Source organism: Psychrobacillus sp. NPDC058041, assembly GCF_042885655.1.
GTDB lineage: Bacteria > Bacillota > Bacilli > Bacillales_A > Planococcaceae > Psychrobacillus.
In genome coordinates, this window is sequence record NZ_JBHVRO010000001.1 from 366,552 (window position 1) to 379,711 (window position 13,160).

The window sequence follows — 13,160 nt, forward strand, 5'->3', positions numbered from 1 at the left end:
TTTGAGTGAAATAATATGAAGACAATTATTTTACATCTAACATACTTTAATAATATGTTCCGCTCTTAATTTGATAATTACTTTAAAATTTGAAAAAGATTGTGAAGAAATTTACTGAAATTAAAAGGGAATTTAGTTTAATAACAAATATCTAAAGAAAGTTAGTAAGATCAACCGGTATTTTCAGATAAAAAAATTTTGATGATGTTACTGTAAGAGCGATGGAATGAGTAAATCACATGCTGCAATAGAACGTACCAAACCGCATGTGAAATAAGAAAGTGGATATTAGAAAAGGAGATACAACAAAATTTCGCTTTCAAAAAGTCAACATAAAGGAGAAGTTTTTTTTTCAAATGTTTTCTTTTATATAGTTTCCGTACGTTAAGCAGTCTAATATATTTTAATAAAGACACCGCCAAAATCTAACTGATAAATGGCTGTGTCTTTTTTTATTAGTAATAGAAGAACTAACTTGAAATTTCTAAATTAACTAATATGTATTCATCATAAAGCTTTGGATATGCTATTTAAATATGCAATTAGAAACGGATGAATTGGAGAGAAAATAACATGACAGGAGTTTTTACAGCAATCTTATCAATTATTGTATTAACAGGCACGGCATTTTTCTTGTCCAATGACAAGAAAAACATTAACTATAGAGCAGTTGTAATACTATTTATAGCTCAGCTAATTACGGCTTATGCAATGCTTAATACGGCAATTGGTGGAAATATAGTAATAGCAGTTACGAACTTCTTCTCCAAGTTGATGGAATTTGGAAAAGAGGGTATAGCTTTTGTATTTGGAGGGTTTGTGTATACAAATGACTCGCCTGTATTCTTTATCTCTGTTCTACTGCTAATTGTATTTACCTCTACTCTACTTAGTGTACTGACATACCTAAGAGTTTTACCTCTTATGATAAAGTATCTTGGAGGTGCAATTTCAAAGATAACAGGACTACCAGTCATCGAATCTTTTTCAACTGTTGCATCCTCCATCTTTGGTGATACCGGAGCTTTACTTGCCGTTAAGACTCATATTCCTAAAATGAATAGAAATAGGTTATTTATTGCTACTACAGCATCCATGACAAGTGTATCTGCATCTATTGTCGGCGCGTATATGACAATGATTCCTCCTAAATATGTATTGATAGCTTTACCTCTTAATGTAATGTCAGGGTTATTACTGGCCTCTATGGTAGCTCCTGCTCAATACGTTGAAGGCGAACAGATTAAAGTGAAAGATATGATCCATGATGAGTCTCTTTTTGAGGCGATTGGCAATGGTGCTATTGATGGGATGAAAGTTGCTGGAATTGTGGGAGCTATGCTTATAGCTTACATCTCTTTAATTGCTATGATTAACTTTGTTCTTACAGCGACTATTGGAACTGATTTGACTACTATTTTGGGGTATATATTATCTCCAGTAGCTTGGTTGATGGGTGTTCCAGCAAACGAAATGATTCGAGCAGGAGGGATAATGGGAACCAAAATTATCTCAAATGAATTTGTGGCGATGTTGGGATTTAAAGAGATTATACCCAACATGTCTGCTAAGACAGTTGGAGTCGTATCCGCATTCCTAGTATCGTTTGCAAACTTTAGTACAATTGGAATCATCTTAGGAACAGTTAAGGCAATAGATGAAAAACAATCTGCAATGGTTGCGAAGTTTGGCCTTAAAATGTTATTTGTTGCTACAATGGCATCTGTGTTAACAGCTACAGTCGTTGGACTATTCATCTAAATGAGTACAGCCTCTCCTAGATTTAGGAGAGGTTGTATTTTTGGTGACATTGAAGGATGAAAATGCAACTTATGATAGTTAACGAAATAGACTATAGGGTGTTTCTTTTTTGTAATATATATTAATTTTCAGCTTTTACTTTTGAAATTGAAATGAATAAAACAAAGATACTAATAAGAATAATGTTACTCATTATGATCTTGTTTATTGCAACTTCTTGATTATTAATATAAATAGCTATGTAGGACCAAATAATGACAGTAGGGTATAAAATATCTCGATTAATAAGTATAAATACTACAGTAAGTAAGGATGCGAATAGGAGCATAACAACAGTCCATCCAAGCTCATCTATCCCTAAAAACGTGATAACATTATTACGAACAAAAAACGTAAATACATTTACAATACTCGCTATCGACACCCAACCCAAATAAATCGAGAATGGAATAAGATCAAAGAGTGCTTTATTTGCGTTTCGTTTAATTTTATTATAAATCCGAATTAGTGAGATCAATAATAGAAAAATAATAATGGTAGACATAAGAATCCTTTGTTGAGCAAATGCTAAAATCCACGCTCCGTTTAATATAAAATTTATAGGAATTAATAATTGATTTTCCCTATAAACACTCCCTTTTTTACCACGAACAAAAAAACCTTTTACAATCCAAATAAACAGTAAAAAATAAATAAGGAGCCAGATTGAAAAAGCATAATTTGCTGGTTGTATTAGTGGTATTTGCTCATTAGCAATATATCCTACACTTGATCTTTGGTAATAATTAATTACTAACATCACAATAAAAAAGAACAGATTAAGAATTGATATACGTATCAATGGATTCAGTATTCTTCCTCCTTTGTGAGCTTTTGGATTAAATGTTGCACAATAACTCTATTCTACATAAACTACAATGGCTTCTTTTAAGTATTATGGAGATAGGAGGAATCAAATGTACACCCCTTGTTCTAACAATATGTGGTTGCGCCCATTAATAGACTGGGAAAGGCAAATTGCTCTTTTTGCAATGGATGCATATGTGTATGGCTTTCCTCTTTTACTGATGGACTTAACGAGAAGGAAAGGTTTACTAAGCTTGGCACAGAAGAATAAATTTTATCACCAAAAGGAATTATCTACACCACAGTTTACCGAAGTGGTCAGACCTAATGTAGATACTCTATATTCTTCAGCATGGCTTAATCTGAATGATGGGCCTTTATTGTTGCAAATTCCGAACACAAATAATAGGTATTATCTCTTACCAATGCTAGATGCATATTCGAATGTCTTTGCTTCCATAGGTGCACGTACGACAGAGACTGCTGAACAACAATTCATTATTGTAGGGCCAAGATGGCACGGTTTCCTTCCTTTGAACACTCCTATCATTGCTGCTCCTACGAATACTGTTTGGATTACTGGAAGAACGCAAACAAATGGTCCACAGGACTACTCAGCAGTGCATGATATTCAAAACAAATATAAGTTAAGAAGGCTTTATCTTACCAAAAATATCAATCCACTTTCGGACAATGAAATTGTAATAAGTGATCAAACCCCGACAGAAATACTTGCTTCTATGGATGCACCTACGTTTTTCCAATTAATGATGAAACTTATGTATAAGAATCCTCCATACCCTGCTATTCAATCCTCGGACATAACTTTCAAGCTTTATACATTAGGACTTATTCCAACTAATGAATTTAATTTTTATAAGCTTCATCCAAGTATACAAAAGGCGTTGTCCAATGCTATTAGAAATGGACCAAACTATATCCAAGATTCTAGTAAACAATTTCTGAATAATATAAACATTAATGGATGGAGCATGCCGATAAATGATATCGGTTATTACGGATCGGATTATTGGAAAAGAGCTGTTGTTGCGATGAACTTATTTGGAGCAAATATCCCGCAGGATAGCGTTTACGCTTATAACTTTGTCGATAATAATAACCATTACTTAGATGGAAGGTTTAATTATAAAATCCGTTTTGATTCAAGTAATTTACCACCAACGAATGCTTTTTGGTCTATAACACTCTACAATTCCAATGGTTTCTTAGTCGAAAACCAATTAAATCGTTATGCAATTAGTCCACATTTAGGAAATTTAAAATGGAACGAAGACGGCTCCCTTCATTTATTTGTTCAACATACTTCTCCTGGAAGAGAAAAGGAGTCCAATTGGTTGCCATCACCCCTGGGTTCATACAATCTTTTACTGAGAATATATTGGCCAAAAACGAATGTACTAAATGGGCAATGGCATCCACCGATGGTTATACGTGGTGATTCTAATTTATTGAATTAAGCAGTAAAATCTAACGTATTTTCTTCAGATGTAGACTTTTCTATTTGTTCATAAATGAAATGATTTAATAGTTAGATAATTACGGACTTCATATGATAAAATTTATTTGAAATGGATTAATTTTCTAATGAAGTGGTGATAAGACTTAATATGGGGGGAGCTTGATGAATTAATTACTTATTGGGATTGGTATTTCATTCATTAGTATGATTGTTGCTCTAATTACAGGTGATTGGTCTTTACTCTATAAGATTACTGGAATTGTAGGAGCTGTTTGTTTAGGAATAGCAGGTTTGCTGTCAGGTTCGTTTGTAAGTGGAGATCAATTTGCAAGAAATTACAATTCTGACCGATTCAATCGAATTTCTAACGTGAGTAAGATACTAATGATTGGTGCGCCAAATATTATAACTGCAATTACTGTTCTCTATTTAAGATAAATGAATATTGGTCGCACTTTATAATAGAGTGGCGATTCAATCAATAGAAGAAGGTGAATAAATGAGATTAATATTACCGAAAGAATATAATAAGTTCTTTTATACTGTATTTCCCATTATTCTGATCTCGGTAGTTATCTATAACATATTCTATGATTGGAAATTACAATTGTATCATTTCTATATACTAGAAGATTTTGGGTCGCTCTTATTTGTCCTGTTCGTAAGTTTTTTTCAGAGCGCTTTATATACATTCTTTTTATGGATATTAATTATTTTCCTAAATAAATTGAAGGAAATGATGAAGTTAAATAGGAGAAAACTTTAAGGTCTATGTAAACTAATATCTGATTAACGAAGCTTTGGTAGATGGTTTTATCACTACTCTGCCAAAGCTGTAGATACTTATTTTTAAGGGAGTTAAGATAATGTATATCGAAACAGGAAGAGTATTAATACGCAAATTTGAATTAAAAGATTGGCAAGCTGTACATGAGTATACATCTGACATTAATGTGATGAAATATTTATCGGAAGGGGCTTTTTCTGAAAAAGATGTAGTGGAATTTATCAATAAAAACATCTTCGAAAATGCCGAGAAATTTCCCGTAGTATTAAAGGATGAAAATATTCTAATTGGTCATATCGCATTTCATAAATGGTCTGGTGAACATACATACGAGATTGGTTGGGTGTTTAACCCGAAATATTACAATAGAGGATATGCAACAGAAGCAGCATATGCTGTAATGAAATATGGATTTGAGAAAATGAAACTACATAGGATAATTGCAACATGCCAGCCTGAGAACACTCCATCATTTAGGATAATGGAGAAAATAGGAATGAGAAAAGAAGGTTACTTTAAGAAGTGTATACCAATGGGTAATCAGTGGTGGGACGAGTATTTTTACGCTATTTTAGAAGAGGAATGGAAGTAAGAGAAGTGGCATTTTTTCTTTCTAAGTAGATTGGAATGGGGAATATTTTTCAATTAGAAATATATTCAATTGGTTATTGGATTAATTTTGTAACATTACTAGACTTCATCCGTCTAAGTAATTTGAAGTACAGTAACCAGTAAAAGGAGAATACATAGAAATGAAAAAAAGAATGATATTTCTAATGGTAACAATCGTAATAGGCTTAGTGATGATCGCAGGGTGTTCTAAAGATAAGCCATCTACAATCGAGTCGAAGTTAACTGCAAAAGAAATGGTAGATCAAATGGTGAAGGAAGTTGAACAACCTGCACTAATGGAATTGAAATCAGATCAAGTGAAGGATTTTTACAATCTAGACCCTGAGAAGCTTGAAGAATATTCGATTAGAATACCAATGATGAACGTGAAAACAAATGAAATAGCTATTTTGAAGGTGAAAGATGTTAAAGATGTTCCAGCTGTTGAATCAGCAGTAAAAGAAAGAGCGGAAAATGTGAAGAAGCAATTTGAGCATTATCTTCCTGATCAATATGAGAATGCAAAAAATTATAAACTCGTAACGAAAGGCAACTATGTGTTATTGGTCATTTCTGATAAAGCAGACGAGCTTGTCAAAGTTTACGATAATTTCTTCAATCAAAAATAAGCGGCTATGGTATTCAGTAGCCTTCTTTTTCTATTTTTGTTTCTACCGGCAGTTCTAATTTTATATTATTGTTCTCCAAGGCGGATTAGAAACCTAATTTTATTTTTAACGAGTCTTATCTTTTATGCTTGGGGAGAACCGATTTACATCATTATTATGTTAGTTTCCACTGTCACGGATTTTAGCTTTGGTTTGTTGCTTGATAGACCTAAGCTAACTCCTATAAAACGAAAGTGGATTGTCGCATTTTCTATTATCATTAATCTCGCATTGTTATCTTATTTTAAATACGCAGATTTTCTCATTGAAAATGTCAATATGTTGCTAGGTACGAAGATTCCTTTAACTGAACTTCCATTACCCATTGGGATATCATTTTACACGTTTCAATCTATGTCCTACATTATAGACGTGTATAGAGGAACAGCTAAAGCACAGCGGAATTGGATTGACTTTGGAACGTTTGTTGCATTGTTTCCTCAATTAGTTGCGGGACCTATCGTAAAATATAATACGATTGCAGAACAGCTTCACAAACGATTGGAAACTATCAAGATGTTCGCAGAGGGTGTTCGACGATTTACTATCGGTATGGCTAAGAAGGTGCTACTTGCCAACAATATCGGTTTACTTTGGCACACCATCTCAAACTCAAATCCAGATACGATGCCTGCTTTAACAGCTTGGCTTGGCATCATAGCATTTGCTTTCCAAATCTATTTTGATTTTAGCGGTTATTCGGACATGGCTATTGGGCTTGGCCTTATGTTTGGCTTTCGGTTTAATGAGAATTTCAACAAGCCATATATTGCAGAGAGTATTACCGACTTCTGGAGGAGATGGCATATCTCGCTCAGTAGTTGGTTTCGAGAATACGTCTATATTCCGCTTGGTGGCAACCGACGGGGACTAGCCATTCAAATGCGAAATATACTCATTGTTTGGTTTTTAACGGGATTTTGGCATGGAGCAAGTTGGAATTTCATATTTTGGGGATTGTATTTTGGCGTCATACTCGTTATAGAAAAGTGGTGGGGGTTAAAACTACTACTTTATCTACCACGTTGGGTAAGGCATCTTTATGCAATCATAATTATTCTAATCGGTTGGGTATTGTTCGCATTTGATGAGCCATCCTTAATCGTTCATTATTTTGGTGCGATGGCAGGATTCAATCACCAACCGCTTTGGAATAATGATACAGTTTACTTTTTTTATACGAACGGGCTTTTGCTCTTAGTTTTGATTATAGCCTCTTTACCTATAAAGAAATCGTCAAGAATGAATGAATTGTCTCTTTTTCATCTTGTTTGGTATGGATTTCTATTTTTTCTTTCCATCGGATATTTGGTAGATGCAACTTTTAACCCGTTTTTATATTTTCGTTTTTAGGGGGTAGAAAATCATGAAACAGTATGCAGAGCGATTATTGGTGTTTGGGTTTGTTGGAACGCTGTTTCTACTCTCTTTATTCTTTTTCATTTTGCCTCATCAACGATTCTCCGATTTAGAAAATAGATATTTACAAGGTGTACCACAACTAACCTGGGATACCTTATTGTCCAATAAATATTCTAAAGATGGGGAGCGTTTTGTAACGGACCATTTTCCTTTTAGGAACAAGTGGCTGTCGATAAAATCAGCGGCTGAAAAATATAGGCTACAGCAAGAGAATAACGGAATCTATTATGGGAAAGACGGGTATTTATTTGAAAAGTTTTTAGAACCTGATTATACAAAGATTCAGCAATATACAGACTCGGTAAATCAATTTTCAAGCAACCATCTGGAAGTGAATATAACTTTTATGCTTGCGCCGACCTCGATAGGTCTTTATCCTGAAAGGCTACCGTGGTTAGCGCCTACTTATTCTCAAAAGAAAGTCAATCAATTTATCGGTGATCACTTGCAGAACCGGTTAACATTTATTGATGGCTTTGATTTCCTCGGTCCCCATGCTTCTGAGTCGATTTATTATCGGACCGATCATCATTGGACGACATATGGAGCTTATTTGGCATATGTTGCTTATGCGGAGCAGAAAGGGTGGCATGCTCTTTCTCAGAAAGATTTTCTAATTCAAACAGTGAGTAATTCGTTTCTAGGGAGCTATCAGACAAGGAGTCAGTTTAGTGGGTTAACCCCCGATACCATCCAGGTCTATGTCCCTAGAAAACCAAGCCCTACAGATATATATTTAGCTGATACAAATCAAACGATGAAGAGCATGTATAATCCGAGTTTCCTTGCTAAGAAGGATCAATATTCCTATTTCCTTGGCGGTGTTCATGCATTAATGAAGCTTACAACCAAGCTTGAGTCGGCTCAGATCGACCAAGATAAAATGTTAGTTATTAAAGACTCTTATGCACATAGCGTAATTCCTTTCCTTACAAGACATGTACCAGAAATTCACGTTATTGACATTCGGTATTATAACGGCAGCATCTCAGAGTATATTTCTAAAAATGGGATAAAAAATGTTTTATTTTTATTTAACACATCTACTTTGGTAGGCGATACTTCTCTCTTGAAACTAAATAATTAGAAATAGGTTGATTCGGCAATAATTAGAATTTCAAACTTTCGAAATGCTCGTCACATGGAATTGGACATATGATAACAATTTATATGAAACCATAGGTTTACAAAAAAGGTTATCAAATAGGGCGGTGTATTGCCAATTTGATAACCTTTTTATTATTAATACATTAATTTATTTTTTGTATAAAGCAACTCTGTATGGAAATAATTGAGCTTCCATCATTCCATTTTTTACAGCAGGGTCATTATTCATAAGTTCAATAGCTTCTTCCTCAGTATCTACTTCTAAAATGACGATTCCCATTGGATCCGTGTTCAAAGTTCTACCTGCTAAAAGAAGCTTTCCTTCTTCTTGTAAAGTTTGTAATACTTCGAAATGATGTTGGATGATTGCATTTTCTTTTTCTGTCCAGTTAGTTTGATCTAACATAGAAGGGATGAGTTTAAGTTGGTATAAGAACTGTAATTTTTCCATTAGAAGTCTCCTTAAAAGTAATGTAATAAGGTTTTTCATTACTATTGTATCAAAAAATTAAATTAATAGTTTTATTTAAAGAGTATAGATATATATTAATGTGAGAAGGTTAAAAATTCAGTTTATTAATTAGATACCTCAAATGAAATAATAGAGTTTACTAAGATTGGGGATTGTGTTGGAGCAATCTGTAGGATGGTTGAATAATTTGTTGTATAGTTCTCCAATCATTAGTGTTGGTGTGTTATTTTCTATTATGACTCATTTTATGCAATTTAAATTAGTCAAAGATATGGTGAACCGACTATTTTAAGGGGAAAGTCTGAAGCAGACAAAGCGATGTCTGTAGCATTATCAGATTTGTGGGAACGAACAGTGAACTGCGACAGCTATCGCATTTGAGTAGAGGACGAGTAATTGGTGCATCAATACAAATTTGATGCACTAATTTCTTTTTTCCCTCAAATATTGTTTCCTACTTTTAAAAATGAAATGTGTGCCCAGATCTTATTACAACTAAAGGTATTCGCAGTAAATGATAGAGAAAAGAAACTAATCTTTTTATTATTTCTATTTTTCGTCCAGGTATTCTTCATAAAGTAATCTTATAGCATCCATAATTTTTTGGTCAGAAAACAAATTAACATTTCTTTTTGGTAAATTATTTGCCCCCAATACATACAAAAACGGGTTATGATTTAAATCTCCTAAAATACCAATTTCAACAACAACATTATCTAATCCACCCGACATATGATTTAATAAATGAGTAGGTATACCATCAATATCCCCTTTTTGTCTAACCAATCCTTTTATAATTGGAGCCCATAATTCAGGGTTTGCTTGGTAACCGTAATAGACTAATAACATTAATTCAAACATCTCACTCAAGTAACCATTGTTTTCTTTGTCACGTGGATTTTGAGTAATATTTATATTTAGAAAGTAGGACTTAACTTTTTTATTAACTTCTTCCCAGCCTCCACACATTTGTACTATTCTATCTGCTACAAAACTATCATGGCAGGCAATCATAATTTCAACTGCGTCTTGAAGTAAAAGAGTCTTCCTATGTTGAAAGTGAGGATAAAGTTCCTTACTATCTTCTTTCGGATTAAAACAAATGTCCTCAACAATGTCGTTCCAATTTAATAATTTCTCCTCAACCCATTTAGTAATACAAAAACCCACTGCTACTTTAGCTGCAGAAGCAAGCGGCACTAACAAGTTACTATTGTATTCAGTAACCTTTTTCCGTTTTTCGCTTGAGTAAATAATAATTCCTACATCACTTGAATCTATTTCTTTTAATTTTTCTATTACGTTCTGCACTATGAGCCTCCTATTAATTAATATTATTTAACGCATAGATAACTGTAAAACTCTATAATGTTATCCTAACATATGTTGTATTTGTTAGGGAAAAACAACTTTAAAAGTGTTTATATCTTAATTGGAATAAATAAGGGAAAAAAACATGCCATCGTAATTTCCGATGACATGTTTTACTGTTATTGTAGAATATTTGTTGTTGGTGCGTTTTTTTGAGCTGTTTTTGAAGATGCATTTATTACCGAAGCATCTACATTAGATTTATTTGCGGCACCGTCCATAAGTGGTTTCGTTGCATCTGCTTTTGGAGTGTTGTTCCCACTTGCCGAAGAAGCTTGCTTGTTCCCGCTATTTTTAGAAGCTGAAGCTGAAGCTGATTTCATAGTCCCGTTATTTGTACCATTTGACGTTCCGCTTGAAGTATTTTTCGTATTTCCATTCGTATTCGATGCTCCATTTGTTGCTGAGGCTTGTTGTGATCCGGTCAAGCCCGCTACATCGTTTACTATTTGACCAACTTGTGGTGAAATGGTTTGGGCGATGTTTCCAACTATTTGTGCTGTATTTCCGTTTGTCATTTGTTGTGCAGCATTACCAAAGGTCTGAGCGCCAGTCGCTCCAGCACCGCCGCTCATGCTTTGCGTACCAGCCATAGCATTTTGAGGTGCATCTTTTCCGTATATCATTTGTACGATTTTTCCGACCATTTGCATAATGTTTCCACTAGTTTGTCTATTGCCACTCGAAGCACTTTGTCCAGATTGAGACGCATTATTCATTGTAGCTCCAGCACCAGCTGATGCGCCTCGAGTAGCGTCTCCGCTCTTTATTTTTTGCATCATGTTACTATTCATTATTGATGCATTCATTGCTTTTCTTGGACAAAACTTTGTTGCGCCTTCCGCTGCTTTCATTGACCCTAACAAGACGAGCATTTGTCCACTTTTGCTTTTCGTATCACGCATAAGCCGTACTGTACCATATGCAGTCATTATTGATCCCAACATGAAACGAGTGTATGCACTTCTTGAGCTAATATTTTGTTGTGTTTGTGCCATCTTTATAGAACCTCCTGTCGAATTTTCAACTGCTGCGCCTAATACAACTATTGAGTAAAGACAACATATTAACACGGATGAAAGGGGAAAATTGGATTTTCCTTGAAACGAATTCTTTGTACAAGATTGGAAATACTTAAATAGAAATTATGATGTAATGGGCAATATTGAGCCACATGTTCATCTATTTCAGCTTTATAATCCCCAATTCAAGGTTGTTTATGCGTCTCAACCTAAATCGACTACGGAGTGGCTATATTATTTTTTTAACAATTGTTCTTGTGCCATTCTTATCATTTCTTTCACCATATTACCGCCTATCGGTCCGCCAATTTTTCCAGCATTTTCTGCGGTAATTTTGCCATTATATCCTTTATTTAATGGAATATTTAGTTCATCGGCAATTTCGTATTTTACATTATCAGGATTGTTAATATCCACATTGTAACCAATATCCTTCATCACTCTTGCCTTGAGTTTATCTAATTCTTCGCGAGCGGAAGGTACTAATATTTTATTTTTATTTGCCATATTTTTTCACTCCTTCTGTAATCATTCTTTGCTGAAAATGAAAATTTACTCATTTAAGTACTATGTAACAATTTCCAAAGGAAGGTGTTTTGTAATTTTTGGTTGTTTTTAGTAAATGGGGGTATTAAAAATCCTTTGCAGTAACTTTTGCAGTAGGTGCTGTGGGGATAAAAATTTTAAAAAGTATTGAATAAAAAAATCCCCTATAAAGGGAAGTTTAGTAGAGTGATAATATAATCGTCATTCTGCGAAATGGAAATACTAAGGGGTGATAAATAGTAAGGCGACACTTGACTAGTGCCGCCGCTTTTGGATTAATTTTACCTATAAGAGTCATGAATTGGACAAAATAAGTCTTCATCGGAATTTCTGACTACAGAAAAGTTTTCGACATTATAATGGCCATGAAGAGTACTATTATGATGCTCAATGATCTGTTCTGCACTTAAAACATTATTGTCCGTTGTAGAATGACCATTACCGACTAAGGTTACATCTAAGCCACTAATAGTAGCTGTTCTGACTGCACTATCTATGCAGTGTTGTGTTTTGCAGCCCATAATAATGACATGTTCAATCTGTTGCGTTTTTAAATGATTTAGAAGCCCTGTACCGTGAAATGAATTGGTAGCTGACTTATCAAAAATTTTTGCTTCCGTTGGGACATTGATTTCTCTGTGAACTTGAAAACCGTCACCTTTACCCTCAGCAACATCGAGATCCCTAACAAAAATAACTGGTACGTCTGCTTTCCTTGCTTTGTTAATCACTTCATTAATATTTCTAACAAGTTGTTCTTTGTTAAAAACCGCGCTTTCTTCTTGATTTCCTTCTATTAAATCTTGTTGAGCATCGATGATTAATAATGTTTGATTCAAATAAATTTCCCCTTTCAAAATGTGGGGAAACGCTAAACAGCTTTCTTAGTTAGACGTTATCCCCTTATAATTTCTCACAACAATATTTTTTGGGTTTGTCATAATATCTACCTCCTAAGCAAAGATTGTCTATGAATAATTAAAACATTTAGACTATAATATTTTATCATATTATTTTTATCTTTTAATAGAAAAGGTGAATGAAATAATATAAACGTTTATAGGAA

General features: G+C 34.0%; 13 protein-coding genes. 7 read left to right on the forward strand and 6 right to left on the reverse strand.

The annotated features are described in order from the left end of the window. Window positions 1–573 precede the first annotated feature (573 nt). On the forward strand, window positions 574–1,761 hold the full coding sequence (locus ACFVR1_RS01680) for a NupC/NupG family nucleoside CNT transporter (RefSeq protein ID WP_387579514.1): 1,188 nt from the start codon (window positions 574–576) through the stop codon (window positions 1,759–1,761). Between the two features lie 121 nt (window positions 1,762–1,882). Here the strand turns inward: ACFVR1_RS01680 and ACFVR1_RS01685 are convergent, their stop codons facing one another. Continuing rightward, entirely contained in the window at window positions 1,883–2,602 is a 720-nt protein-coding gene (locus ACFVR1_RS01685) for a tryptophan-rich sensory protein (RefSeq protein ID WP_387579517.1), read from the reverse strand. A 115-nt stretch (window positions 2,603–2,717) separates the two neighbouring features. Here ACFVR1_RS01685 and ACFVR1_RS01690 point away from each other — a divergent pair, with 115 nt between their 5' ends. The 6 genes from ACFVR1_RS01690 (at window position 2,718) to ACFVR1_RS01715 (ending at window position 8,663) form a co-directional block, all read left to right on the forward strand. Further along, window positions 2,718–4,085, forward strand: coding sequence for a DUF1254 domain-containing protein (locus ACFVR1_RS01690; RefSeq protein WP_387579519.1), 1,368 nt, complete (start codon window positions 2,718–2,720; stop codon window positions 4,083–4,085). Between the two features lie 206 nt (window positions 4,086–4,291). Beyond that, on the forward strand, window positions 4,292–4,525 hold the full coding sequence (locus ACFVR1_RS01695) for a DUF5316 family protein (RefSeq protein WP_387579522.1): 234 nt from the start codon (window positions 4,292–4,294) through the stop codon (window positions 4,523–4,525). 428 nt (window positions 4,526–4,953) lie between these two features. Further along, entirely contained in the window at window positions 4,954–5,466 is a 513-nt protein-coding gene (locus tag ACFVR1_RS01700; protein WP_387579525.1) for a GNAT family N-acetyltransferase, read from the forward strand. Between the two features lie 160 nt (window positions 5,467–5,626). Next, window positions 5,627–6,115 carry a DUF4358 domain-containing protein gene (locus tag ACFVR1_RS01705; RefSeq protein ID WP_387579527.1) on the forward strand — a complete coding sequence of 163 codons (489 nt, stop codon included), beginning with the start codon at window positions 5,627–5,629 and terminating at the stop codon, window positions 6,113–6,115. 6 nt (window positions 6,116–6,121) lie between these two features. Continuing rightward, window positions 6,122–7,507 carry an MBOAT family O-acyltransferase gene (locus ACFVR1_RS01710; RefSeq protein ID WP_387579530.1) on the forward strand — a complete coding sequence of 462 codons (1,386 nt, stop codon included), beginning with the start codon at window positions 6,122–6,124 and terminating at the stop codon, window positions 7,505–7,507. Between the two features lie 13 nt (window positions 7,508–7,520). Next, window positions 7,521–8,663, forward strand: a complete 1,143-nt coding sequence (locus tag ACFVR1_RS01715) for a DHHW family protein (RefSeq protein WP_387579533.1) — start codon at window positions 7,521–7,523, stop codon at window positions 8,661–8,663. Window positions 8,664–8,831: 168 nt separating this feature from the next. Here the strand turns inward: ACFVR1_RS01715 and ACFVR1_RS01720 are convergent, their stop codons facing one another. The 5 genes from ACFVR1_RS01720 to ACFVR1_RS01740 all read right to left on the reverse strand — a co-directional run bounded on the left by ACFVR1_RS01720 (window position 8,832) and on the right by ACFVR1_RS01740 (window position 12,933). Then, window positions 8,832–9,134 carry a YciI family protein gene (locus ACFVR1_RS01720; protein ID WP_387579536.1) on the reverse strand — a complete coding sequence of 101 codons (303 nt, stop codon included), beginning with the start codon at window positions 9,132–9,134 and terminating at the stop codon, window positions 8,832–8,834. 570 nt (window positions 9,135–9,704) lie between these two features. After that, window positions 9,705–10,466, reverse strand: coding sequence for a serine hydrolase (locus ACFVR1_RS01725; RefSeq protein WP_387579538.1), 762 nt, complete (start codon window positions 10,464–10,466; stop codon window positions 9,705–9,707). Between the two features lie 179 nt (window positions 10,467–10,645). After that, the gene (locus ACFVR1_RS01730; RefSeq protein ID WP_387579540.1) at window positions 10,646–11,524 is read right to left on the reverse strand and encodes a hypothetical protein; all 879 of its coding nucleotides are present in this window, start codon (window positions 11,522–11,524) and stop codon (window positions 10,646–10,648) included. A gap of 258 nt (window positions 11,525–11,782) precedes the next feature. Continuing rightward, window positions 11,783–12,055: an alpha/beta-type small acid-soluble spore protein gene (locus ACFVR1_RS01735; RefSeq protein WP_387579542.1), complete on the reverse strand. Its 273-nt coding sequence runs from the start codon at window positions 12,053–12,055 to the stop codon at window positions 11,783–11,785. 320 nt (window positions 12,056–12,375) lie between these two features. Beyond that, on the reverse strand, window positions 12,376–12,933 hold the full coding sequence (locus ACFVR1_RS01740) for a cysteine hydrolase family protein (RefSeq protein WP_387579544.1): 558 nt from the start codon (window positions 12,931–12,933) through the stop codon (window positions 12,376–12,378). Between the last annotated feature and the right edge of the window lie 227 nt (window positions 12,934–13,160).